Source organism: Mycobacterium sp., assembly GCF_040398885.1.
Lineage (GTDB): Bacteria > Actinomycetota > Actinomycetes > Mycobacteriales > Mycobacteriaceae > Mycobacterium.
This window is the reverse complement of the sequence record NZ_JBBATF010000027.1, coordinates 1-23,953: the sequence shown is the minus strand read 5'-3', so window position 1 is coordinate 23,953 and position 23,953 is coordinate 1. Positions and strand designations below refer to the sequence as shown.

Here is a 23,953-nt window from a genome sequence, read left to right as displayed (position 1 = left end):
CCCCCGAGGACGGCTCCGCCGATGTGTTCGTCCACTACACGGAAATCCAGGGGTCGGGGTTCCGCACCTTGGAGGAGAACCAACGGGTTGAGTTCGAGGTGGGTCAGAGCCCCAAGGGGCCGCAGGCCACCGGCGTGCGCGCCGTCTGATCGACAACCGTCCTTGCGCACCCCCGCGGGCCCGGTGACGGGCTTCGCGGGGGTGCTTTGGTGTTGACCGCCGTCGCCTCTCGCGCTCGCCGCGCCGGCGCCTACGGCCTGGGCCCCTCGACCTGGGCCCCTTCGGCCTGGGCCCTTGACCTTCTGCCTTAGTGTCGAATCGTGAGCCAGCTGTCCTTCTTCTCCGCCGAGTCGGTGCCGCCTGCGGTCTCCGACCTGACCGGAGTGCTCGCCGCGGCCGGTCAGGTGGTCACGGTGGGCGGGGCGGCACGGCTGTCGGTGGTGGTCGATTCGGTCTGGCGGGCCGCCGCGCTGGCCGACATGATCGTGGCGGCCGGCCTGAAGGCGGAGATCACCCGCACCGAGGAGGACACCCCGCTGGTCCGCACCGCTCCGGACGCCCGCCTGCTGGGCGTCGCCGCGGCGTGGACCCGCGGCGCGGTCAAGACCGTCCCCCCAGGCTGGCTGCCCGGCCCGCGGGAGCTGCGTGCCTGGACCCTGGCCGCGGGCTCTCCGGAAGCCGACCGGTACCTGCTCGGGTTGGACCCGCACGCTCCGGACACCCACTCCCCGCTGGCGTCGGCCCTGATGAGGATCGGTATCGCACCCACTCTCATCGGCACCCGGGGGGCCCGGCCGGCTCTGCGGATCAGCGGCCGCCGGCGGCTATCGCGGCTGGTGGAAACGGTGGGCGAGCCCCCTGACGGGGTGGAGGCACTGGCGTCCTGGCCGAGAGTCTGAGACGCTTCCGGCAGGGGGCCGGTTTGCGTCGGCCGGTCCGGGAGTGCGAAATTGTCAACAGGCCCGGGGTATCCGTGGGGGAGCGCAGGACCCTCGATTGGGGCGACGATCGCAGGAACGACGATCGCAGGAACAAAGAAGTGGAGCGTAGGCGCAGGTGGCTGACGACGACCGGCCCGATTCGCCCGATTCGGGGCGCAACGGCACCCGCAACAACGGCAACGTCCGGCGTCTCGTCATCGTCGAGTCGCCCACCAAAGCCCGCAAAATCGCCGGCTACCTGGGCCGTGACTACATCGTCGAGTCATCCCGCGGCCACATCCGTGACCTGCCCAAGGGCGCTGCCGACGTGCCGACCAAATACAAGTCGGAGAAATGGGCTCGGCTCGGGGTCAACGTCGACCGTGATTTCGAACCGCTCTACGTGGTCAGCCCCGACAAGAAGGCCACGGTCAGTGAACTGAAGAGCCTGCTCAAGGATGTCGACGAGCTCTACCTGGCCACCGACGGCGACCGCGAGGGCGAGGCCATCGCCTGGCACCTGCTCGAAACCCTCAAGCCGGTGGTCCCGGTCCGGCGGATGGTCTTCCACGAGATCACCGAACCGGCGATCCGGGCGGCCGCCGAGCATCCCCGCGACCTGGATACCGACCTGGTCGACGCCCAGGAGACCCGGCGCATCCTGGACCGCCTGTACGGCTACGAAGTCAGCCCGGTGCTGTGGAAGAAGGTGGCACCGAAGCTGTCAGCCGGCCGGGTGCAGTCCGTCGCCACCCGGATCATCGTGCAGCGCGAGCGGGAACGCATGGCCTTCCGCAGCGCCGCCTACTGGGACATCCTGGCCGAGTTGGACGCCAGTGTGTCCGATCCGGAGGCCAGCCCGCCGCGGTTCAATGCCCGACTGGTCTCGGTGGACGGCAAGCGGGTGGCCACCGGCCGCGACTTCGACTCCCTCGGCGCCGTCCGCAAACCGGCCGAGGTCCTCGTTCTCGACGAGGCGGCCGCCGGGGCGCTGGCCTCCGGGTTGCGGGGGGCGGCTCTGAGCGTCGCCTCAGTGGAGGAGAAGCCCTATACGCGCCGGCCCTATCCGCCGTTCATGACCTCGACGTTGCAGCAGGAAGCGGGCCGCAAGCTGCGGTTCACATCGGAGCGCACCATGAGTGTGGCGCAGAAGCTCTACGAGAACGGCTACATCACCTACATGCGGACCGACTCCACCACCTTGTCGGAGTCGGCGATCAACGCGGCGCGCAATCAGGCCCGACAGCTTTACGGCGACGAGTACGTCCACCCCTCGCCGCGTCAGTACACCCGCAAGGTCAAGAACGCCCAGGAGGCCCACGAGGCCATCCGGCCGGCCGGCGACACCTTCGCCACTCCCGGCGCTCTGCACTCCGAACTCGACGCCGACGGCTTTCGTCTCTACGAGCTGATCTGGCAGCGCACGGTCGCCTCGCAGATGGCCGACGCGCGGGGCACCACGCTGAGCCTGCGCATCAACGGCACGGCCGCCGACGGGCGCGAGGCGACGCTGGCCGCCAGCGGACGCACCATCACCTTCCCCGGCTTCCTGAAGGCCTATGTCGAGACCGTCGACGAACTCGCCGGCGGCGAGGCCGACGATGCCGAGAGCCGGTTGCCGCACCTGCGGCAGGGGCAGCGGGTCGATGCCGTCCGCCTGACCGCCGACGGCCACGCCACCAACCCGCCGGCCCGGTATACCGAGGCGTCGTTGGTCAAGGCTCTCGAGGACCTCGGAATCGGGCGTCCCTCAACGTATTCCTCGATCATCAAGACCATCCAGGGTCGGGGCTACGTCCACAAGAAGGGCAGTGCCCTGGTCCCGTCGTGGGTGGCGTTCGCGGTGACCGGTCTGCTCGAGCAGCACTTCGGCCGGTTGGTGGATTATGACTTCACCGCCGCCATGGAGGACGAACTCGACGAGATCGCCGCCGGCCACGAGCACCGCACCAACTGGCTGCGCAACTTCTACTTCGGCGGCGAGCACGGCGTCCCGCATTCGATCGCCCGGGCCGGCGGCCTGCGGAAGCTGGTCGGTGAGAACGTCGACGAGATCGACGCCCGGGAGATCAACTCCATCGTGCTGTTCGAGGACGACCACGGCCGTCCGGTCTATGTCCGGGTCGGCCGCAACGGCCCCTATCTGGAACGCATGATCGTCGGTGAGGACGGCGAGCCGGCCCCGCAGCGGGCCAACCTCAGCGACGAGATCACCCCCGACGAATTGACCCTGGAACTGGCCGAAACCCTTTTCGCCACACCGCAAGAGGGGCGCGTGCTCGGTGTCGATCCCGAGACCGGGCATGAGATCATCGCCCGCGACGGGCGGTACGGACCGTACGTGACCGAAGTTCTGCCCCCGCCGCCGGACGACGAATCGGGCAGCGCCGCCAAGAAGGGCAAGAAACCCACCGGGCCCAAGCCGCGCACCGGTTCGCTGTTCGCGACCATGGATCTGCAGACCGTCACCCTCGACGACGCCCTGAAACTGCTGTCCCTGCCGAGGCTTGTCGGGGTCGACCCTGCCAACGGCGAGGAGATCACCGCGCAAAACGGCCGCTACGGCCCATACCTCAAGCGCGGCAACGACTCCCGGTCGCTGACCTCCGAGGATCAGATCTTCGGCATCACCCTCGACGAGGCGCTCAAGATCTACGCCGAACCGAAGCGCCGGGGCCGTCAGGGCGCCGCGACCCCGCCGCTGCGGGAGTTGGGCACCGATCCGGCCTCGGGTAAGCCGATGGTGATCAAGGACGGCCGGTTCGGCCCCTATGTCACCGACGGCGAGACGAACGCCAGCCTGCGCAAGGGTGACGACGTCCTGAGCATCACCGACGAGCGGGCCTCCGAACTGCTCGCCGACCGCCGGATCCGCGGCCCGGTCAAGAAGGCCGCCAAGAAGGCGCCGGCCAAGAGGGCGGTCAAGAAGGCCGCCACGAAGGCGGTCAAGAAGGCGGTCAAGAAGGCCCGCTGAGAAGGCCCGCTGAGAAGGCCCGAGCCTCAGCCGGTCACTTCGATGGGGCCGACGATGTCGGCCGGCTCGTCGGGCGCGACCAGGTTGACCGGCCGCGCCAACTGGGTCGGCGCGGTGCGGCCCCGCAGTTCCACGATTTCGCCGACGTCCCAGCAGAGGGCCTCGGCGTCCAACGCCCCGCTGACCGCGATCGCCGACGCCAGCACATGGCCCTCCTCGGCCTTGGCCAGTTCGGTCAGCCGCGCCGCCTCGTTGACCGGATCCCCGATCACCGTGTACTCGAACCGGGAGTGCGCGCCGATGTGGCCGGCGATGGCTCGCCCGGCGGAGACGCCGATGCCGAAAGCGGTCTGCCCCAGGACGGAGACGAGTTGGTCGTGCAGTTCCCGGGAGGCGGCCAGCGCGGCACCGGACGCGTCGGGATGCTCGATGGGGGCACCGAAAATGCACAGCGCGGCGTCGCCCTGGAACTTGTTGACGAACCCGCCGTGGTTCTGAACCGTGTCGACCACCACCCGGAAGAAGTCGTTGAGCAGGGTGACCACCTCACCGGGCGGGCGGTTGGCGGCCAGTTCGGTGGAGCCGATCAAGTCGATGAACAGCACGGCGACATCACGCTCCTGGCCACCCAGTTCGGTTCCGCGTTCCAGCGCGCGGCGGGCGACGTCCTCCCCGACGTAGCGGCCGAACAGATCCCGCATCCGCTGGCGCTCGCTCAGCTCACGAACCATGTCGTTGAAACCGGCCTGCAGCAGCCCGAGTTCGGTCGCGTCGTAGATCTGCATGTGCGCGTTGTAGTTTCCGCGCTGCACCTCCCCGAGAGCCCACCGCAGTTGGCGCAGCGGGTCGGAGATCGCCATCGCGGACAACACGTTGCCCGCCAGACCCACCACCAACGCCGCGCACGCCATCAGCAGGATCGGCGTGAGCATGGTGTCCGCGGAGGTCTCCAGAATCGAAAACCTGGTCGCCAACACCGACACGATGATCATCAACACCGGAACTCCGGTGGACAGCACCCAGGCCAGCACCAGCCTGAGCACGACGCCCGGGCGGCGGAAGTTCTCGGGGACACCGCCGCGCAGCGCCGCCACCGCGACCGGGCGCAGCACCCGTTCGGACTGCAGGTACCCGATGATCGAGGTCGCGGTGGCGCCCACCAGGGTGGCCATCGCCAGTTCCGGGGCGGCGTGCAGGGCGACCGGCCAACTGGTGGCGATCAACACGAACGCCCCGAGTAGCCATAACGTGAGGCTGATCAGCGACCGGTACACGGGCATCCGCAGCGCGCGCAGACGGGCCCGCGCGGTCAGGGCCGGGTCGTCGTCGGTCAGCAACGCATCCCGGCGCTGCCACCGGAACACCGGTACCAACAGGGTGAAACTGATCGCCGTTCCGATCAGGAACGCGAGGATGACGTACCCGAGGAGGAACGCCAGGTTGGCGGTCGGCAGGTCCTGCAGCTTGACCCGGTCGCTCGGCGGCAGCCCGAAGCGCAGAAAGCCGACCACCAGCAGCGCGCCGATGATGTCGGCTTGGAGTAACCCCAGTGAGAACAACAACCACGGGGAGCGGGCCACCCAGCGGACGAAGTCGGGGACCCGTCCGCGCGGGGTTGGCGCGCTGTTCACCGAACTACCGTAGCGGCCCGCGCCGCGACTCGGGCAACCCTGGTCGGGCGGTGCCAGGACTGCTGTGTCATTGCCGCGCAGTAGGGTTGGGCACGATGTCCGGGGTGTTCTCACGGCTGGTGGGCCAAAGCGCGGTGGTCTCGGAATTGACGGCCGCGGCAGCGGCGGCGCGGGGTGATTGTGCTCACCCGGACTCGATGACGCATGCCTGGCTGTTCACCGGCCCGCCCGGCTCCGGCCGGTCGGTGGCTGCGTTGTGTTTCGCTGCGGCGCTGCAGTGCACCGCCGAGGGCGGCCCCGGATGCGGGCAGTGCCGGGCGTGTACGACCACAATGGCCGGCACCCACGGCGACGTCCGGCGCGTCGTCCCGGAGGGGTTGTCCATCGCGGTCGCCGAGATGCGCGCCATCGTCGCCACCGCCTCCCGCCGCCCGACCACCGGGCGCCGGCAGATCGTCGTCATCGAGGACGCCGACCGGCTCACCGAGGGCGCGGCCAACGCCCTGCTGAAGGTGGTGGAGGAACCGCCGCCCTCGACGGTCTTCATTTTGTGTGCGCCGTCGGTGGACCCGGAAGACATCGCCGTCACGTTGCGGTCCCGGTGCCGGCATGTGGCGCTGGTGACGCCGTCCGCCGAAGCCATCGCCGGGGTGCTGATGCGCCAGGACGGCTTGAGCGAGCACGAAGCCGGATGGGCGGCCTCGGTCAGCGGGGGTCACGTCGGCAGGGCCCGCCGGCTGGCCACCGATCCCGAGGCGCGGGAACGTCGCGCCCGCGCACTGGGATTGGCGCGCGACGCCGCGACACCGGCCCGGGCCTACGCCGCGGTCGAGGAGTTGGTCAAAGCGGCCGAGGCGGAGGCCGGCGCGCTGACCGCCGGACGCGACGAGACCGAGGCCGCGGATCTGATGATCGCGTGGGGGGCCGGTGGCACCGGAAAGGGCGCCGCCGGTGCGCTGCGCGGCGCGACCGGGGCGCTCAAAGAGCTTGAGAAGCGGCAGAAGTCACGTCGCACCCGGGCTTCGCGGGACGCGCTGGACCGTTCCCTGATCGACCTCGCGACCTATTTCCGCGACGCGCTGATGGTGTCGGGCGGTGCGGCCACCGTCACCCCGAGCCACCCCGACATGTCCCAGGGGGTTGCCGCGCTGGCCGACCACGCCTCCTCCGAGGGCCTGCTGCGCTGTATCGAGGCGGTGCTGGCCTGCCGCGAGGCCCTGGCGGCAAACGTCAAACCCAAGTTCGCCGTCGACGCCATGGTGGCCACCCTGGGGCGGGCGCTGCGATCGGGGATCAGTCCGGGGGATTAGGCCGGGGGGTAGACTCAGCGCTCGGCTCAACGAGATGCTCTTCGCGCAAGCGCTCATCGTGGCGGTGTGCTCTTCGCGCAAGCGCTCATCGTGGAGCCAAGCCGCCTTAGCTCAGTCGGCAGAGCGATTCACTCGTAATGAATAGGTCAGGGGTTCGATTCCCCTAGGCGGCTCCATCCGTTCGGCCGGTGACGATTCACCCGCCGGCGCCGAACCACTTCTGCTTGAGCCGGTCGAACTCGCCGTCCTCCTGCACCGCCAGCAGGGCGTCGTCGAACTCCCGTCGCAACGCGCTGCCGATGGGGAACACGACCCCGTAGTCCTCGTCCTTGAAGACCGGGCCGGCCAGGTCGGCGATCCCGGCGCCGCGGTGGGCGACGTAGTACTGCAGCACCGGGGCGTCGTACACCACCGCCTCGAAGGCGCCCTTCTCCAAACCGGAGAAGCACTCGTCGATGTTCGACGCGGGGGTGAACTGGACACCAAGCTTGGAAAGCGCCGGGGCGGAGGTGGTGTTGGCCACCGTGCACACCGACTTACCGACCAGATCCGAGGGCGAAGCGATCTGGGAACTGATCCTCTCCACGGTGAGGTTGGTGGTGAGGATGGCCGTGTAGTAGGCGGCGAAGATCACGCTGACGAAGGTCCACAGGATGGTCACCACCCGGATCGGCCATCGCTGTGGCGCGTCGAAGGGAGCGGCGGCCAGCATGCCCAGCCCCCACCCGAATGCCTGGAAGATGCCGGGGAAGTAGGACGTCGCGACCATCGACCCGGGATCGCCGCGCTCCAACAGCCAGATGATGTGGGCGGGCAGGAGGGTCAGGACCAGCGCCGCCGACAACCAGACCACCATGGTTTTGGAGAACAGCAGTTTGAGGAAGTCGCGGAGTCCCGGGCTCGCCTTCTCGGTGTTTCCGATCGGGGCGATGATCTGCAGGCCGGCGTTGAGGATCGGCTGGGAGAAGTCGAACTTCTTGGTGCGGTCGGCGGTGATCGACACCGCGCTGGCGCCGACTTCCGCGCGGCCCTCGGCTACCGCCTTCAGCAGTTCCTGCACATTGTTCTGGGTTTCGTAGGTGTAGGTCCACCCGGTGTGTTTGGCGACCTCGTCGAGCAGATCGATGGTGAAGCCCGTCTTTGTGCCGCCCTGGGTCATCACGAACGGCGTCAGTTCCCGGGTCGCCACGGTCACCGTCCGCTGTGCCGCGTCCGCGCGCGGGGCCAGAGCGGGCAGCCCCCCGATCACCGCGATGAGAAACACCACCGTGATCAGGCAACGCAGGCGGGACGGAATCATCGGGAGCTACCGAACCACTTCTGCTTGAGCAGGTCGTACTGGCCGTCCTCCTGCATCGACAGGATCGCCCGGTCGGCATCTTCCTTGAGCTTGCTGCCGATCGGGAACACGATCCCGTAGTCCTCGTCTTTGAAGATCGGACCGGCCATGGCGGCGATGCCGGCGCCGTCGTGGTTGACGTAGTAGTCGAGCACCGGGGCGTCGTAGACCACCGCGTCGAAGGCGCCGTCCTTGAGTCCGGCGTAGCAGTCGGAGATCTGCGCCAGACCGGTGAAACCCACGCCCAGCTTCTCCAGGGCCGGCGCGGAGGTGGTGTTGGCCACCGTGCAGACCCGTTTGCCGATCAGGTCGGCCGGTGACCCGATCTTGGACTGGATCGTGGCCACGGTCAGGTTGCTGGTCAGGATGGCGGTGTAGTAGGCGACGAAGATGATGCTGACGAAGGTCCACAGGATCGTCACCACCCGGATCGGCCATCGCTGTGGCGAGTCGAAGGGAGCGGCGGACAGCATGCCCAGACCCCACCCGAACGCCTGGAAGATGCCGGGGAAATAGGGCTTCGCCACCATCGACCCGGGATCGCCGCGCTCCAGCAGCCAGATGATGTGCGCGGGAAGGACGGTCAACGCCAGTGCCGCCAGGAGCCACACCAGCATCGTCTGGGAGAACAGCAATTTGACGAAGTCGACCAGGCCGGGTTCGACCCGCTGGGTGGCCGACGCCGGGACGATGATCTGCAGGCCGGCGGCGATGATCGGCTGGGTGAAGTTGAACCGCTTCTCCCGATCGGCGGTGATCGAGATGTTTGAGGCCGCCAGGTCGGCCTTACCGTCGGCTACCGCCTGCAGCAGCCCCTGCACGGTGCTGCCTTCGAGGTAGTTGTAGGTCCACCCGGTGCGTTTGGCGATCTCCTCGAGCAGGTCGATGGTGAATCCGTACTTGACGTTGCCCTCGGTGATGACGAACGGCTCGACGTCGTAGGTGGCGACGGTGACGGTGCGCGGCTCGGCCTGCGCGCGCGGGACCCATCCGGGCAGCCCGCCGATCATGGCCACCAGCACTACCGCGACCAGTACGGCACGTAAGCGTGAGAGCACCCGGAATCCTTTTCGCGTCGGCCCCCTTCGGGCGCGACAGCCCACAGAATAACGTCACCCCGCGGCGAGATGAGCGCCACTGGAAATAGGCCGTGGTTCCGGGCGGTCAAATTGTCAGACCCCGCTGAGATGATCGGCCCATGTTCGAGACCAACCCGCCCCGTACTCCTGCCCCGCCGGGCTCCGACACTACTGCCCCGCCGGGCTCCGACGACGTCGATCTCTCCGATCTGGAGGACCCGCTGGCCGCCGTGGTCACCGCGGAGTTGGCGAGCCGCTTCGTGCAGTTGTCCATGTGCTCGGCGGAGCCGGTGGTCGCCAGGCTCGCCGGCCAGGAGGTGATGCTGCGCCAACCAGGCGGCATCGAGTTGTCCAAGCGGGTCTACGCCCAGCAGATGTACCGGCGGATCGACGCCGACGTGTTTCACCTGCTGCGCAGGTGCGTACCGCTGGCCCACGCCGGGTTCGCGCTCTCGGGTGTCGAGGCGCTGCTGCGCGATCGGTTCGCCGACGTCGTCGAGACCGCCGCGAGCTATCTGCTCAGCGACGATCCGGACACGGCCCTCCAGATGGCCGCCGTCGCCACCACGATGGCAGCCCGTGAGATCCGTACTCAGGTCGCCGGGATCATCGCCCAGACCCGCCAGTTCGACGACGAGTAGCGGCTCACCGCGGCGCGAGGTAGCCGACCGGGCCGGAGGCCACGCACGCGGTCAAGGCCGAGGTGGCGGCCCGGACGGTGATGGCGTCGCCGGCGCCGGATAGTCGGGCATACACCCGGTTGAGGCCGGGCCTGACCGTCACCTTGGTCTCCGGTCCGGCCGGCAGGGCGAGGGTCAGGCTGCCTTCGGTGTTCGCCAGGTAGGTGATCTCGGCGGTCCAGTCGGCCGGCAGCAGGGGTCCGTCCAGGGGCATGCGCACCGGGATGTCGGGTTGGACGAAGTACCCGCACTGCGGCTGGGGGCCCGCCGTGATGGTGCGAACCCAGGTCACCTGGGCGTCGATCAGTCGCCCGGCGCTGTCCAGCATGCGGAGCCGGTCGGTGGATCCGCGGAACTCCGGGCGGTCGGCGATCAGCGCGAACATATGGCTGGCGAGGTTCTCCGGGCCGACAACCCGCTGCAGGATCAGCGGGTCGACCTCCTGATCCAGCAGCGGGGAGGGCGATGCCGCGTGCGCCGCGGCCAGACCGGCCAGGGCGTTGCGCACATAGGACTTGGTGGGGTTGTCCTGCCAACTGGCCAGGAACGTCTTGGTGGACACCAGGGAACTGGCCAGAAACGCCAGCCCCAGGCCCGCCACGACCGCGCGGCGCCGGTCCTGCACATCCGGCCGGGGCGGGCCGGGGCGGTCCGGGGCGCGCAACCCCACGGCCGCCAGCAGTGCCAGCATCACCACCAGGTCGGGCAGGTAGCGCAGGGTCTGGGCCAGTTCCAGGGCGGTGAACGCCGACGACCGCATCAGATAGATCGGGACCTGACAGGCCGCCGCGTAGCCGACGGCGGCCAGCCACACCGCGCCGAGGCGCCGTTTGCGCCGCATCGACACCCCGACCGCCACGGCCAGCGCAGCCCACCCGAGCACCATGACCGAAGCCGGCGGCACCGCCCACGGCGACGCCGGAGCCCAGCGTCCCCAGTGCCACGGTCCGCCCACCAGGCCGGGCACGATCCCGTGAGTCACCGAGCGCGCCAGCAGTTCCCACGTCATCGCCGGGTCCCAATTCCACCGGTGCTGGTCGACCACCAACAGATAGAGCGCCACCCAGGCTGCGGTGATCCCACCCGCGGCCAGCCACAGCGGTCGGCCGCCCCGCCACGCCGCCCGTACCGGATGCTGGTCACCCTCGACGTGGCCGAGCAGTGCGACGAGGAGGAACGCCGCGAACGGGATCACCGCAGCCTTCTCGAAGAACATCAGACCGGCGAGGAAAGCCAGCGCCCCGGTGATCGCGTAACGGCGAGAACCTGTGCGGCGCAACAGGATTGCATCGGCACATACCCAGGCCATCGCGGCGACCATCGGAAGGTAGTTCAGCGCGGCCGCCCACCAGGCGAAGGCCGGCAGGGCCAACGGGGTGAACAGCGCGAAACCCAGTGGCGCCAGCAAGGCCGGCCGCCAGCCCAGGATCACCCACAGCGCCCGCAGCAGGGCCAGGGCGGCGATCAGTTGCAGCACCACCAGACTGGCCGCCGGCCAGGTCCAGACCAGCGGTGCCAGTCGGGTGATCACGCCGCCGAGCAGGAAAGCCGCGGGCATGACGTGTCCGTCGTGGTCGGTGAACAGGTACGCCGCCGACAGCAGTGGCCGGGTGCCCGCGCGGCCGACCAGGACCAGGTCGTCCCAGTAGAAGTAGCCGCCGAAAGCCACCACCGCTCGCACGACGAGGTGCAGACCGATCAGCGCGGCCGACGCCACGGCGACCGGCGGCATCCGGAAGCCCGGCCTGGATGACATCGCCACGACTGTACGGGTGGACCGCCCCGAGTCGTGCGGGCAGTCGAACCGCGGACGGCTGCTCAACGGTCGCCGTCCGGTTCAGTCGGCGCGGGCCAGGGCCGCCAGGTGCACGGCGATGCCCACCAGTGGTCCGCACAGCAGCGCCAGCACGGTCCTGGTCTCGAGGCCCAGCGGCAGGCTGAGCAGTCCGGCGGCGACAAGGGTCGCGCCCACCCAGCCGATCGAGTAGGCCCGGTGAAGTGCCGCCGCCACCGCGGCGGCGCCGGTCAGTGTCAACAGTGCGATGGAGACCGCGCCGGCGGTGAGCCAGGCCAGGAGCCGTCCGCCGGTCACATACTCCGCGCCGAATCCGATCCGAAGGATCCACGGCCCCAACAGATATGCGGCCGCCACACCGACAGCGCCGACCGTCACGACCACCGCGGCCGGCGCCAGCAGGGCGCGCACCCGAGCGCGACGGTGGTCGACGAAGTAGGCGATCAGGTTGCCCTGCAACGCCGTCATGGGAACCAGAAGCGGCGCCCTGGTCAACGTGACGGCCAGGATGATGACGCCACCGGCGGCGCCGAGTTCCCCGGAGGTCGCCTTGAGCAGAACCGGGAAGCCCATCACCAGAACGGCACTGGCGCCCGCGGCGGCAACGGAATGCGCCGCTCCGCGAAGGAAGGCCGGAACCGACCCGGAGGTGCGCAGTCGGGCCGCCGACCGCGCCGCCGGGGACGCCAGCAGCACCAGCAGCCAGGCCAGCGAGCCGCCGACCGTCGCCCACAGGAAACCAGACAGTCCCCACCCGAGCGTGAAGGCCGCGATGGCCAGCACCAACCGGGTCAGGGCGTCGGTGACCATCAGCGCGCCGTACAGCGACCAGTGCCCGGCGCCCGCCAGCATTCCCAGCAAGGTCGCGTGCAGGCAGAATCCGGCGATCCCGGCCGAGAGCAGCGCCACCGACAGCGACCGCGCCTCGGCGAACACGTGCGGCGCCCACAACGGCGAAGTGCCCGCGATGACGGCCGCCGCGGCGACGGCCACCGCGGCGGCGACCCCCATCGGTCCGGTGTGCGGGCCGGGGGCCGCCGGGCGGCCCGCCGCGGAGCGGACCTCCCGGGTGGCTTCCTGCAGCAGTCCGTTGGCCGCGCCGGCCGTCAGGCCGAACGCACCCCAGAACACCCCGAAGACGGAGAACCCGGCGGGCTCCAGGCGCCGGGCCGCCAGGTACATCACCCCGTAGCCGCAGACGGCGGCCACGGCGGTGGCGATGCCGACGCGGGCGACGCTGCCGCGCGCCACCGGGCCGGCGGTGGCGAACTCGGGAGGTGCGCCGGCCTCGGTCACAGCGGCGGGACCGCGGTCGAATAGAGCCAGGCCTGCCACAACGGACGCAGCGAGACGTCGGCGTAGTTGGCGGCCAGGCCGGTGAAGTCATCGGTCACCACCGTGCCGTGCCGGTAACGGGTGGTCCAGTCCTGAAGCAGGGCAAAGAATTTGGCGTCGCCGACGGTGCCGCGCAGCGCGTGCAGCGTCAGGGCGCCACGTTTGTACACCCGGTCGTCGAACATGTCGCGCGGCCCCGGATCGGACAGCAGCAGGTTCTGTGCGGCGACCAGCAGTCGCTGATGGTGCTGCCGTGCGAGGTCCGCAGCGGTCCGCCCGCCGGAATGTTCCGACCACAGCCATTCGGCGTAGCAGGCGAACCCTTCGTGCAGCCAGATGTCACGCCACCGGCGCGCGGTCACACTGTTGCCGAACCACTGATGGGCCAGTTCGTGAGCGATCAACCGCTCCGATCCGCGGGCACCGTCGCAGTGGTTCGAGCCGAACACCGAAGCGCCCTGGGCCTCGAGGGGTATCTCCAGCGGATCGTCGGTGACCACCACGGTGTACCCGGCGGAGAACGGGTAGGGGCCGAACAGCTTGACGAACAGCTTCATCATCGCCTGCTGGCGGCCGAAGTCGTGATCGAAACGGTCCCTCAGGCGCGCCGGGATGACAGCCTGCATCGGCACCGGCGCCTTGGGCAGCCGACGGAGTTCGTACATGCCGATCTGCACCGTGGCCAGGTACGTCGAAGTCGGTTCCGGTTGCTCGTAGGTCCACACCGCCTGGCCGGCGCGGACCCGGTGGGCGACCAGTTCACCGGGGGCCAGGGCGTAGTACGGACTGTCGGTGCTGATCTGGATCCGATAGCTCGCCTTGGAACTGGGGTGGTCGTCGCAGGGAAACCAGGTCGGGGAACCGTTGGGCTGGCCGGCCACCAGGGCCCCGTTCGACAACTCCTCGAAGCCCACCTCGCCCCACAGCGTCCGGATCGGCCGTGGTGTCCCGCCGTAGCGGACCACGACCGTCATCGCTGAACCGGCCGGCAGGGCAGCGCCCAGTCGGATCCGCAGCTTGCCCGTCGAGGTACCGAAATATTCTGGGCGACAACCGTTCACGGTCACCTTGGTCACCGCCATCGTGTCGGCCAGGTCGAGGGTGAAGCTCCGCAGCGACGCCAGTGTGACGGCGGTGATGGTCGCGGTACCGGTCAGCCGGTTGCTCGCGACCTTGTACGCCAGGTCCAGTTCGTAGCGCGACACCCGGTAGCCGAAATTCCCGTTGTTCGGGAGGTAGGGGTCGATGACGGGCGGGGCGCCGCCCTTCCTGGGTGCCGGTTTCACGCCGCTGCCCCCTGCTCGGCCCGCTGCCGCCGGGCCTTGCGCCGCCTGCTGGAAACCGGCCACGGCGCAATGGGATTGCCCTGCCAGCGCGTCGAGGCCGGGACCTCGTCGCCGCGCATCACCAGCGATGCCGGACCGACCGTCGCTCCGGCGCCGATCCGGGCCGCGGGCAGTGCGACACAGTGCGGGCCCAGGGTCGCGCCGGCCTCCAGAACAACGCTGTCAATCCGCATGATCCGGTCGTGGAACAGGTGCGTCTGGACCACGCAGCCACGGTTCACCGTGCTGCCGTCGCCCAGTGTGACCAGGTCCGCCTCCGGCAGCCAGTAGGTTTCGCACCACACCCCGCGGCCGATCTTCGCCCCGAGCGCGCGCAGCCACAGGTTCAGGATCGGTGTGCCGTTGGCGGCGCGGGCGAACCACGGCGCGGCCACCGTCTCGACGAAGGCGTCCGCCACCTCATTGCGCCAGACGAACGGTGACCACAGCGGCCGTTCGCCGGCCCGGATCCGCCCGACGACAAGCCATTTCGCGACGACGGAAGCGATCCCGGCCACGGCGCCGGCGATCAGCAGGACCGCACCGCAGGTCGCTGCGGCCCAGCCGTAGCCGAACCGCAGGACCAGACACTGCAGCGCGGCCAGAACCGCCGCCGCGATCGCGAAGGACACCACCATGGGCACCAGCCGGCAGGTCTCGACGGCCCCGCGCATGATCTTCAGCCGCGTGGCAGGGGCGTAGGTCAAGGCGGCCTCGGCGGTGTCGGCGTTGCGGCGGAGCCGGATCGGCGGGCTGCCCAACCACGACGATCCGGTCTTGGCCTTGGGCGGGGTGGCCGACAACACCGCCACCAGGCCGTCGTCGGGAACCCGCCGGCCCGGCTGGGTGATCCCCGAGTTGCCCAGGAAGGCACGCTTGCCGACACAGGCCTGGGCGACATGAATCCAGCCCCCGCCCAGTTCGTAGGACGCCACCATGGTGTCGTCGGCCAGGAAGGCGCCGTCCTCCACGACGGTGAACTTGGGGGTCAGCAGGGCGGTCGAGATCTCGGTGCCGCGGCCGACCCTGGCGCCGAGGATTCGCATCCACACCGGGGTGAGCAGCCCGGCATAGAGCGGGAACAGATGGTTGCGGGCGGCGTCCATCAGGCGTTCGGTGGCCCACAGTTGCCACCCGGTGCGGCTGCGCACCGGGTGGTAGCCCTCCCGCAGTCCGAGGGCAAGCAGGCGCACACCGATCACCGTCAGCGCCGCATAGACCGCCGCCGAGACGAGCGCGCCCAACGGAATCCACCCGGCGCCGGCCCGCACGGCGTCCCCGAGCGTGTCTGAGTGCCGGGCAGTCCAGGCCGGGACGGCGAGGCCGGCGGCCAGCGCCACCAGCGGCAGGGCGCCCAGAAGCAGCGAGGAGAGGCCGTAGATCGGCACCCAGTGCCCGGCCCGCGGCGGCCGCAGGTCCGGCCAGGGGTGGCGGGCCTTGCCGGACTTCACCGCGGGCGACCCCTTCCAGTACTGGCCGCCCTTGACCTTGCCGACCACCGCCGAGCCGGCGGCGACGTCGGCGTCCTTGCCGATCTCCGCGCCGGGCAGCAGCGTGGTGCGCGCCCCGATGGTCGCGTCGTTGCCGACGGTGATCGGCCCGACGTGGAGAACGTCGCCGTCCAGCCAGGTGCCGGAGAGGTCCACCTCCGGCTCGACCGAGCTCCGGTGTCCCAGCGTGAGCATGCCGGTCAGCGGGGGAGCCGAATGCAGGTCGACTCCCTTGCCGATCGAATTGCCAAGGGCACGTGCGTAATACACCATCCACGGCGCACAGGCGAGGTTCTCGGCGCCGCTGGCTTCGGCGAGCCTCTCGGCCAGCCATAACCGCAGATGCACCCGACCGCCGCGCGGATGGCTCCCCGGCTTCAACCCGGTGAGGAGCAGGCGTGCGCTCACGGCCGCTATGCCCATCCGGCCCGGTGGCGTGATGAAGACGACGACGGCCACGGCCACCGCCCACCAGGGCAGCGGCACCAGCCAGGGCAGCGGATGCAGTCGCGCCGCGACGTTGTTGGCCAGCGCCAGCCAGGTCAGCCACTGCAGGCCGGTGAGGGTGGCCAGTGGCAGCGACAGCGCCGCCTGGGCCGCCCGGGCGGCCAGTGGCGTCGGCGACACCGTCCTCGGGACGACGGCGACCGGCGTGGGACGGTCGGATTCGAGGTCTGCCAGGAACCCGGCCAGCGACCCCAGTCGGGGATGGTCGTAGAGGTGGGCCACCGTCATCTCCGGGTACCGCCCGCGCAGCGACACCACCAACTGGGCGGCCGACAGCGAACCGCCGCCGAGGGCGAAGAAATCCGCCTCCGGGCCGTCGACGACGGCGCCCAGGACTTCCTGCCACCGGGCGGCGAGCCAGCCCATGGTGCCGCCCAGTTGGGACCCGACATCGGGGACATCGCCCGGGGGCGGCCACGGCAGAGCGGCACGGTCCACCTTGCCCGAGGTCCGGGCGGGCAGTTCGTCGAGGAGCACCAGCCGCGGAACCAGTGCGGCCGGCATCGTTTCGGCGAGTTGGGTGCGGGCGGCCGCCAGGTCGAACGACGGGTCGACCGAAGTGATGTAGCCCACCAAAACCGGTGTCCCACTGGCGGTTTTGCGTACGGCGGCCGCACCTCCGCTGACACCGGGCAGGTTCACCAGCGCCGAGTCGATCTCCCCGAGTTCGATGCGCCGGCCGCCCAGTTTCACCTGATCGTCGGCGCGGCCCTGAAAGTACAGCCCCTCGGACTCCAGCCGCACCAGGTCGCCGCTGCGGTAGGCGCGGGCCCACCCCAACGAGGGCATCGGCGCGTACTTCTCGGCGTCCTTCTCCGGGTCGAGGTAGCGGGCCAGGCCGACCCCGCCGATCACCAACTCGCCGACCTCGCCCAGCCCGACCGGTGCGCCGTCACCGTCGACCACGGCCAGATCCCAGCCGGGTAGCGGAAGACCGATGCTCACCGGTGCCCCGCTGACCAGTTGCGCGCCGCAGGCGACCACCGTCGCCTCGGTGGGGCCGTAGGTGTTCCACACCTCGCGGCCCTCCACCGCCAGCCGTTCGCCCAATTCCGGCGGGCAGGCCTCGCCGCCGAAGATCAGCAGCCGCACCGCTTCCAGGGCCTCGGCCGGCCACAACGCCGCCAGTGTGGGAACCGTCGACACCACGGTGATGTCGCGGGAGACCAGCCACGGCCCGAGATCCATTCCGCTGCGCACCAGCGCGCGGGGTGCCGGGACCAGACAGGCGCCGTTGCGCCAGGCCAGCCACATCTCCTCGCAGGACGCGTCGAAGCCCACCGACAACCCGGCGAGTACCCGATCGTCTGGACCGATCCCGTTGTCCCGCAGGAACATCCGCTCCTCGGCGTCGACGAACGCCGCCGCGTTGCGGTGGGTCACCGCCACACCTTTGGGCCTTCCGGTGGACCCGGAGGTGAAGATGATCCAGGCGTCGTCGCTCACCTCGGGCGGGGCGGCACCCCAGCCGCGTGAGGATCCCGGCCCCGGGGTCAGCCCCGTCTCGGTGAGCACGCCGGCCACCTCCGCCTCGGAGAACACCAGCGCCGCACGCTCGTCCGGGTCGTCGGCGTCCACCGGCACGTAGGCGGCGCCCGCGGCGAGTACGGACAGGATCGCCAGGTAAAGCGAAGAGTTGCCCGACGGCATCCGGATCCCGACCCGGTCCCCTCGGCCGACACCGCGGGCGGACAGCCAGCGCGCGCCGGCGCGGATGTCGGCGATGACCTCGGCGTAGCTCAGCTGGACGTCGCCGTCGTCGATCGCCGTCGCCTCGGGAAACCGCGCCGCCGTGTCGTAGAGGATGTCGACGAGCGTCCGTGGTGGCGGCGCCTGCCCGGAAAGCAGGTATTGGGAGGGAATCCGGGGTGGCGCCACGACTGAGAATCCTAGGGTCTGGCGGCCCGGCTCGCGGGGGTCGGTGCCGGCCCGACTTTCGCAGGTCGCCGCCACCTGACAGACTGGCGGTGCAGAGGGGAGTATTCCTTCGCCGCGGTGTCGTCACCACGTCGGCCGCCTGGCGGTCGTCCGGGACCGCGGGCCGGTCGAGCCCATTTCGGGCGCCGGCGGAAGAGACCTCGGGCCCGGGCTTCGGTAAGCCTGGGCCGACGACTCCCGAAAGGTCTGCCCCTTGAATGTCTCCGGTCTGGAATGGGGAATCACCCTCGCGGTGACCCTGGCGGTCCTGCTGATCGACGTCCTCGTTTTCGCCCGCCGGGCGCACGAACCCAGCCGGCGGGAATGCGTGGTCGCACTGAGCTTCTACGTCGGCATGGCCTTGGCCTTCGGCCTGTGGGTGTGGCATTTCCACGGCAGCCGGTTCGGTCTGGAGTTCTACGCCGGGTGGCTCACCGAATACAGCCTCTCGGTGGACAACCTGTTCATCTTCATCATCATCATGGCCAGCTTCAAGGTGCCCAGGGTCCATCAGCAGCAGGCCCTGCTGGTCGGAATCGTCCTCGCACTGGTCTTCCGCGGGATCTTCATCGCGCTGGGAGCCGTTGCCATCCAACGGTTCTCGTGGATCTTCTACGTATTCGGCGCCTTTCTGGTGTTCACCGCCATCAAGCTCGTCCGGGACACCGACCACAGCGACGACGGCGACAACGCCGTGGTTCGACTGGCGAAGACGTATTTGAACACCACTCCCACCTGGCACGGCCTGAAGCTCTACGTCAAACGCGGGAACAGGCGGATGATGACGCCGATGTTCCTGGTGATCGTCGCGCTGGGCACCACCGACCTGCTCTTCGCGGTGGATTCGATCCCGGCGATCTACGGCCTCACCAGCGAGCCCTATCTGGTTTTCGCCGCCAATGTGTTCGCCCTCATGGGACTTCGGCAGCTGTACTTTCTGCTGGGCGATCTGCTCAACCGGCTGGTCTATCTGTCCCAGGGCCTGGCGTTCATCCTGTTCTTCATCGGCGTCAAACTGTTGCTGCACGCCCTGCACGAGAACAAAGTGCCGTTCATCAACGGCGGGGAGGGACTGCCTGTCCCCGAAATCCCAACCCTGCTGAGTCTGGCGGTGATCATTCTGACGCTGCTACTGACCATGGTGGCCAGCCTGATCAGGACCCGGGTCGGCGACCGGCGCTGATCCGACGGGGCCCGATTGTCGAGCGCTGAGCGCGCTGAGCCCGGGCGTCGAGCCCCGAACCCGCTTAGGCCCAGTTGTCGAAGCCGCCCGCCGGGCCGAGCATCCGCTCGAGGCGGCTGCGGTTGACCCTGGCGATCTCGTTGCGCAACACCTTCCGCTCGGTTTCGGAGTCGTTGTGCATCCGGTCGACGATCGCGGCGATCACCGCGGACACCGGGCAGTCCGGCTCCACGTACATCACGAAGGCGAATCCGAAACTCTCCGCATATCCGCGCGCCGAACTGTCCAGCAGTTGCATCACCCCCGGGCGGGAGTCCCACAACGCGCAGTGTTCGGCGTGCGAGCGCGCGCTGCCGGGCCGGGCGCCGATCTCCCGGCAGGACTGCAGGATGTCGTCGATCGACTCCTCGGACAATGCGAACAGCAGGGCGTCGGCCCTTCGGTACAGGTCGTCGCGGTCGGGGTAGGGCCGGCCCCTGGCCAGATCCCCCGCCATGGTCACGCTGTTACAGCACTCGAACAGAGCGTGCAACGCCCGGCGGGCGGGCAGATGGTTGAAGGCGTCCAGTCCCAGGCCCTGGTGCAGTAACACACCCTGATCATGGAGAAACCAAGGCACAGCCGGGTAACCCCGGGTTACGGCCAGGAAAACTCTCCCCCGGGGCCGGACTCAGTGACCAGCACCGGCGAACCGCTGACGGGAGCGTTGCACCTCCGCCTCGGCCTCGGCGCGTCCGACGAAGTCGGCGGCGTCGACGTGCTTGCCCGGCTCGAGATCCTTGTAGTGCACGAAGAAGTGCTTGATCGCCTCGAGTTCGAAAGGCGGCACGTCGGCCAGATCCTGGATGTGGTCCCAGCGCGGGTCGCCGGCGGGGACGCAGAGCACCTTGTCGTCGCCGCCGGCCTCGTCGACCATCCGGAACATGGCGACCGGCCGGGCCTCGACGATCACGCCGGGATGCACCGACTCCGGCAGCAACACCAGAGCGTCGAGGGGGTCGCCGTCCTCGCCGAGGGTGTCCTCGATGTAGCCGTAGTCGGCGGGATAGCCCATCGGCGTGTACAGGTAGCGGTCCAGCCGCAGCCGACCGGTCTCGTGGTCGATTTCGTACTTGTTGCGCTGGCCTTTGGGGATTTCGATCGTGACGTCGAACTTCACCTCGCCGCTCCTCCCGGGTTCCGTCGCCGTCCATGGGTGCCGGGCGACGGGAAACACCGTAAACCAGGGATTCGCGTCGGCACGGCCTCGTTGGGCACAATGAGACGCACTACCTAGGAGAGTCATGCTTCGCACACACCGGCGTGGTGGCCACGCGCTGCTCGCCGCCGCCGTCATCGCGGTGGTCGCGGTGATCGTGGCGGCGGCCGCTCTCCTCAGCTCGGGAGGTCGCAGCAACGCCTCGGTGCCCGCCCCCCGCCCGCCGGCCGCGTCCAAGCCCGCGCTGGTGCCGTTGCCCGACTCGGCGGCAGTGCCGACCACCGCGGGTATGACGTCGGCACTGGCCGCTGCCGTTGCCAACCCGAATCTGGGCAACCTCAGCGGCCGCATCACCGACGCCCTGACCGGCAATCAGATCTGGGAGCTCCGGGCGGGCGTCCCGATGCAGCCGGCCTCCACCAACAAGATCCTGACCGCCGCCGCGGCGCTGCTGACCCTGGACCGCAACGCCCGGGTCACCACGACGGTGCAGGCCGCCGATCAGACCCGGTTGCCGGGTGTCGTGGTCCTCGTCGGAGCCGGTGACCCCACCCTGTCCGCGGCGCCGCCCAACGAGGAAACCTGGTACCGCGGCGCGGCCCGGATCGCCGATCTCGCGGACCAGGTCCGCAAGAGCGGGATGAAAGCGACGGCGGTGCAGGTCGACACGTCGCTGTTCAGCGGACCCGACATGGCGCCGGGCTGGGATCCGGCCGATATCGCCGGCGGGGACATCGCCCCCATCCAGTCGGTGATGCTCGACGCCGGACGGACCCAGCCGACCACCCTCCAGTCGCGGCGGTCCCCGACACCGGCGCTGGACGCGGGCCGGGCGCTGGCGTTCGCCATCGGTGCGGACCCGGCCAGGGTGACCATCGCCCCGGGCCCGGCCACCGGCCGGCAGTTGGCATCGGTTCAATCCGCGCCGCTGATGGAACGGCTGCGCCAGATGATGACGGCATCGGACAACGTGATGGCCGAGACCATTGGGCGAGAGGTGGCCCGCGCCACCGGACACCCGTCGAGTTTCGCCGGTTCGGTCGACGCCGTGATCGCCAAGCTGGCCGCGGCCAAGATCGACCTGACCGGCGCCTCACTGGTTGACTCCAGCGGACTTTCGGTCGCCAACCTGCTCACCTCCGCCACCCTCGACGCTGTGGTCCAGGCCTCAGCCGGTCCGGACCAGCCGGTGTTGCGGCCGCTGGTGGACATGCTGCCGGTGGCCGGCGGCAGCGGGACCCTCTCGGACCGGTTCCTCGGTTCGGGCCCGAAGACCTCGGCCGGCTGGCTGCGCGCCAAGACCGGATCGCTCACCAAGACCAACTCGCTGGCCGGCATCGTCACCGATGTCGACGGCCGAGTGCTCACCTTCGCCTTCATCTCCAACAACGCCGGTATGGAAGGCCGCACCCGGTTGGATGCCCTGGCCTCGATCCTGCGTACCTGCGGCTGCGGTTCATGACCTCCCCCGGCAGGTCATGAGCCGGTGGCTTCGTCTCCCGAACTGACCGTCGGTCGGGCCGTCGACTGGCGGTTCGCCGCGGCGGTGGGGGCGCGGCTGGCCCGGTCGGCCCCGCCGGCCACCGACTACACCCGCCGGCAGGCCATCGACGATCTGGCCGAGGCGGCCCTGGCCGCCGAGGCGCCGGTCCGGGAGATCACCCAACTCGACACCGGGGAACCCGCTCCCCGGCCGCGCATCGTCGACCGCCCGGAGTGGATCCGCGCGGCCGCCGACTCCATGCGGGTGATGACCGGAGGCGCAGACAGGCCGGGCAATCCCGTCACCGGCCGCATCGCCGGCGCCCAGACCGGCGCGGTGCTGGCCTTCATCTCCTCGGGCATCCTCGGGCAGTACGACCCCTTCGCCACCCGGGAAGACACGGCGGGCGAGTCCGGCCGGGGCGCGCTGCTCCTGGTCTATCCGAATGTGATCTCGGTCGAACGCCAGTTGAAGATCTCGCCGAAGGACTTCCGACTGTGGGTGTGTCTGCACGAGGTCACCCACCGGGTGCAGTTCACCGCGAATCCCTGGCTTTCCCAACACATGTCGCGTGCGCTGGCAGTGCTGACCTCCGAACGCGACGACGATTTCGGTGAGGTGGCCGGCAGGCTGGCGGAGTTCGTCCGCGAACGCCGCGGTTCCGCCCCCGACCCGAACCACGCCGGTGTGCTCGGCTTGATGCGCGCGGTGCAGTCCGAGCAGCAGCGCGATGCGCTCGACCAGTTGCTGGTGCTGGGCACGCTGCTCGAGGGGCACGCCGACTACGTGATGGACGCCGTCGGGCCGGCCGTCGTCCCGTCGGTGCACCAGATCCGGCGGCGCTTCGACGCCCGCCGGGAGCGCAGGCAGCCACCCCTGCAGCGGGTGCTGCGCGCCCTGCTCGGCGTGGACGCCAAGCTGAGCCAGTACACCCGCGGGCGGGCCTTCGTCGACTACGTGGTGAACGGCGTCGGCATGCAGCGTTTCAACACGGTGTGGTCCGGGCCCGGCACGCTGCCACTGCCCCGCGAGATCGAAGATCCCCAGCGGTGGATCGACCGGGTCCTGCTCTAGCGGCGTTGCGCGCGAAGGTGGCCGGATTCGCCGCCACCTGGCTCGGCGACGCCGAAGCCTGGTGTGTGGCTCTCTCCGGCGGTCCGGACTCGCTGGCGCTGACCGCCGCGGCCGCGCCGGTGCGGCCCACCACCGCGCTGATCGTCGACCACGGCCTGCAGGCGGAATCGGCGGCCGTCGCCGAGACCGCGCGCCGACAGGCGCTGGATCTCGGTTGCGTCGCCGCGCGGGTTCTGCGCGTCGAGGTCGGATCCGAGGGCGGCCCGGAGGCCGCCGCGCGGGCCGCCCGCTACGGCGCACTGCGGACCGCTCGCGACGGATCGCCCGTGCTGCTCGGACACACCCTCGACGATCAGGCCGAGACGGTGTTGCTGGGCCTGGGCCGCGGCTCCGGTGCCCGGTCCATCGCCGGGATGCGCCCCGGTGACCCGCCGTGGTTTCGCCCTCTGCTGGACGTACGGCGTACGGCCACCCACCTGGTGTGCGCCGAATCGGATCTGACCGCATGGGATGACCCGCATAACGCCGACCCCCGGTTCACCCGGGTCCGGCTGCGCACCGAGGTGCTGCCACTGCTGGAGGACGTACTCGGCGGCGGTGTGGCCGAGGCCCTGGCGCGCACCGCCGCGGCGCTGCGCGAGGACACCGACGCCCTCGATGCGGCGGCCCGCGCGGCCCTCGATGCGGCGGCCCGCGCGGCCCTCGATGCGGTG

18 protein-coding genes and 1 tRNA gene are annotated in these 23,953 nt (G+C 70.0%); 10 read left to right on the top strand and 9 right to left on the bottom strand.

The features are described from left to right. From ADBZ5U_RS04550 to topA, 3 genes are all read left to right on the top strand, one after another. Positions 1-149 (top strand): cold-shock protein (locus ADBZ5U_RS04550; protein WP_526262820.1); only part of this gene is annotated, 149 nt, incomplete at its 5' end. Positions 150-320: 171 nt separating this feature from the next. After that, positions 321-899 carry a hypothetical protein gene (locus ADBZ5U_RS04545; protein ID WP_526262818.1) on the top strand — a complete coding sequence of 193 codons (579 nt, stop codon included), beginning with the start codon at positions 321-323 and terminating at the stop codon, positions 897-899. Between the two features lie 157 nt (positions 900-1,056). Further along, positions 1,057-3,894, top strand: coding sequence for a type I DNA topoisomerase (gene topA / locus ADBZ5U_RS04540; RefSeq protein WP_526262816.1), 2,838 nt, complete (start codon positions 1,057-1,059; stop codon positions 3,892-3,894). 26 nt (positions 3,895-3,920) lie between these two features. On the opposite strand, the gene ADBZ5U_RS04535 is transcribed toward topA, so the two are convergent. Continuing rightward, positions 3,921-5,525 carry an adenylate/guanylate cyclase domain-containing protein gene (locus tag ADBZ5U_RS04535; RefSeq protein WP_526262814.1) on the bottom strand — a complete coding sequence of 535 codons (1,605 nt, stop codon included), beginning with the start codon at positions 5,523-5,525 and terminating at the stop codon, positions 3,921-3,923. Positions 5,526-5,620: 95 nt separating this feature from the next. Between ADBZ5U_RS04535 and ADBZ5U_RS04530 the strand changes: the two genes are divergently transcribed. Both ADBZ5U_RS04530 and ADBZ5U_RS04525 read left to right on the top strand, forming a co-directional pair. Next, on the top strand, positions 5,621-6,835 hold the full coding sequence (locus ADBZ5U_RS04530) for a DNA polymerase III subunit delta' (RefSeq protein WP_526262812.1): 1,215 nt from the start codon (positions 5,621-5,623) through the stop codon (positions 6,833-6,835). A 100-nt stretch (positions 6,836-6,935) separates the two neighbouring features. Next, a tRNA-Thr gene (locus tag ADBZ5U_RS04525) sits at positions 6,936-7,011 on the top strand. 20 nt (positions 7,012-7,031) lie between these two features. On the opposite strand, the gene ADBZ5U_RS04520 is transcribed toward ADBZ5U_RS04525, so the two are convergent. Continuing rightward, entirely contained in the window at positions 7,032-8,135 is a 1,104-nt protein-coding gene (locus tag ADBZ5U_RS04520; protein WP_526262810.1) for a transporter substrate-binding domain-containing protein, read from the bottom strand. Then, entirely contained in the window at positions 8,132-9,232 is a 1,101-nt protein-coding gene (locus ADBZ5U_RS04515; protein ID WP_526262808.1) for a transporter substrate-binding domain-containing protein, read from the bottom strand. The genes ADBZ5U_RS04520 and ADBZ5U_RS04515 overlap by 4 nt, the downstream gene beginning before the upstream one ends. A gap of 140 nt (positions 9,233-9,372) precedes the next feature. Between ADBZ5U_RS04515 and ADBZ5U_RS04510 the strand changes: the two genes are divergently transcribed. Next, the gene (locus ADBZ5U_RS04510) at positions 9,373-9,894 is read left to right on the top strand and encodes a hypothetical protein (protein ID WP_526262806.1); all 522 of its coding nucleotides are present in this window, start codon (positions 9,373-9,375) and stop codon (positions 9,892-9,894) included. A 4-nt stretch (positions 9,895-9,898) separates the two neighbouring features. Here the strand turns inward: ADBZ5U_RS04510 and ADBZ5U_RS04505 are convergent, their stop codons facing one another. From ADBZ5U_RS04505 to ADBZ5U_RS04490, 4 genes are all read right to left on the bottom strand, one after another. Next, on the bottom strand, positions 9,899-11,689 hold the full coding sequence (locus ADBZ5U_RS04505) for a hypothetical protein (protein ID WP_526262804.1): 1,791 nt from the start codon (positions 11,687-11,689) through the stop codon (positions 9,899-9,901). A gap of 81 nt (positions 11,690-11,770) precedes the next feature. After that, entirely contained in the window at positions 11,771-13,024 is a 1,254-nt protein-coding gene (locus ADBZ5U_RS04500) for a hypothetical protein (RefSeq protein WP_526262802.1), read from the bottom strand. Beyond that, on the bottom strand, positions 13,021-14,349 hold the full coding sequence (locus ADBZ5U_RS04495; protein ID WP_526262800.1) for a M1 family metallopeptidase: 1,329 nt from the start codon (positions 14,347-14,349) through the stop codon (positions 13,021-13,023). The genes ADBZ5U_RS04500 and ADBZ5U_RS04495 overlap by 4 nt, the downstream gene beginning before the upstream one ends. After that, the gene (locus ADBZ5U_RS04490; protein ID WP_526262798.1) at positions 14,346-18,263 is read right to left on the bottom strand and encodes a Pls/PosA family non-ribosomal peptide synthetase; all 3,918 of its coding nucleotides are present in this window, start codon (positions 18,261-18,263) and stop codon (positions 14,346-14,348) included. The genes ADBZ5U_RS04495 and ADBZ5U_RS04490 overlap by 4 nt, the downstream gene beginning before the upstream one ends. A gap of 253 nt (positions 18,264-18,516) precedes the next feature. Between ADBZ5U_RS04490 and ADBZ5U_RS04485 the strand changes: the two genes are divergently transcribed. Next, positions 18,517-19,485 (top strand): TerC family protein, encoded by a 969-nt coding sequence (locus ADBZ5U_RS04485; protein WP_526262796.1) that lies wholly within the window; start codon positions 18,517-18,519, stop codon positions 19,483-19,485. 64 nt (positions 19,486-19,549) lie between these two features. Here ADBZ5U_RS04485 and ADBZ5U_RS04480 read toward each other — a convergent pair whose 3' ends face one another. After that, positions 19,550-20,077: a 2-oxo-4-hydroxy-4-carboxy-5-ureidoimidazoline decarboxylase gene (locus tag ADBZ5U_RS04480; RefSeq protein WP_526262794.1), complete on the bottom strand. Its 528-nt coding sequence runs from the start codon at positions 20,075-20,077 to the stop codon at positions 19,550-19,552. A gap of 78 nt (positions 20,078-20,155) precedes the next feature. Further along, positions 20,156-20,644, bottom strand: a complete 489-nt coding sequence (locus ADBZ5U_RS04475) for an inorganic diphosphatase (protein ID WP_526262792.1) — start codon at positions 20,642-20,644, stop codon at positions 20,156-20,158. A 124-nt stretch (positions 20,645-20,768) separates the two neighbouring features. On the opposite strand from ADBZ5U_RS04475, the gene dacB reads away from it, so the two are divergent. The 3 genes from dacB to tilS all read left to right on the top strand — a co-directional run. Beyond that, a complete protein-coding gene (dacB, locus tag ADBZ5U_RS04470; protein WP_526262790.1) occupies positions 20,769-22,145 on the top strand; it encodes a D-alanyl-D-alanine carboxypeptidase/D-alanyl-D-alanine endopeptidase in 1,377 nt (458 codons plus the stop codon). Positions 22,146-22,169: 24 nt separating this feature from the next. Next, on the top strand, positions 22,170-23,240 hold the full coding sequence (locus ADBZ5U_RS04465) for an Rv3626c family coenzyme F420 biosynthesis-associated protein (protein ID WP_526262788.1): 1,071 nt from the start codon (positions 22,170-22,172) through the stop codon (positions 23,238-23,240). Then, positions 23,216-23,953, top strand: a 738-nt coding sequence (gene tilS / locus ADBZ5U_RS04460) for a tRNA lysidine(34) synthetase TilS (protein WP_526262786.1), incomplete at its 3' end; no start/stop codon positions are given. The genes ADBZ5U_RS04465 and tilS, both read left to right, overlap by 25 nt.

Excerpts from the sequence above, each read along its gene's own strand:
- ADBZ5U_RS04530 (WP_526262812.1), top strand. The coding sequence starts at position 5,621 with ATGTCCGGGGTGTTCTCACGGCTGGTGGGCCAAAGCGCGGTGGTCTCG.
- ADBZ5U_RS04520 (WP_526262810.1), bottom strand. The coding sequence starts at position 8,135 with ATGATTCCGTCCCGCCTGCGTTGCCTGATCACGGTGGTGTTTCTCATC.
- ADBZ5U_RS04510 (WP_526262806.1), top strand. The coding sequence starts at position 9,373 with ATGTTCGAGACCAACCCGCCCCGTACTCCTGCCCCGCCGGGCTCCGAC.
- ADBZ5U_RS04505 (WP_526262804.1), bottom strand. The coding sequence starts at position 11,689 with ATGTCATCCAGGCCGGGCTTCCGGATGCCGCCGGTCGCCGTGGCGTCG.
- dacB (WP_526262790.1), top strand. The coding sequence starts at position 20,769 with ATGCTTCGCACACACCGGCGTGGTGGCCACGCGCTGCTCGCCGCCGCC.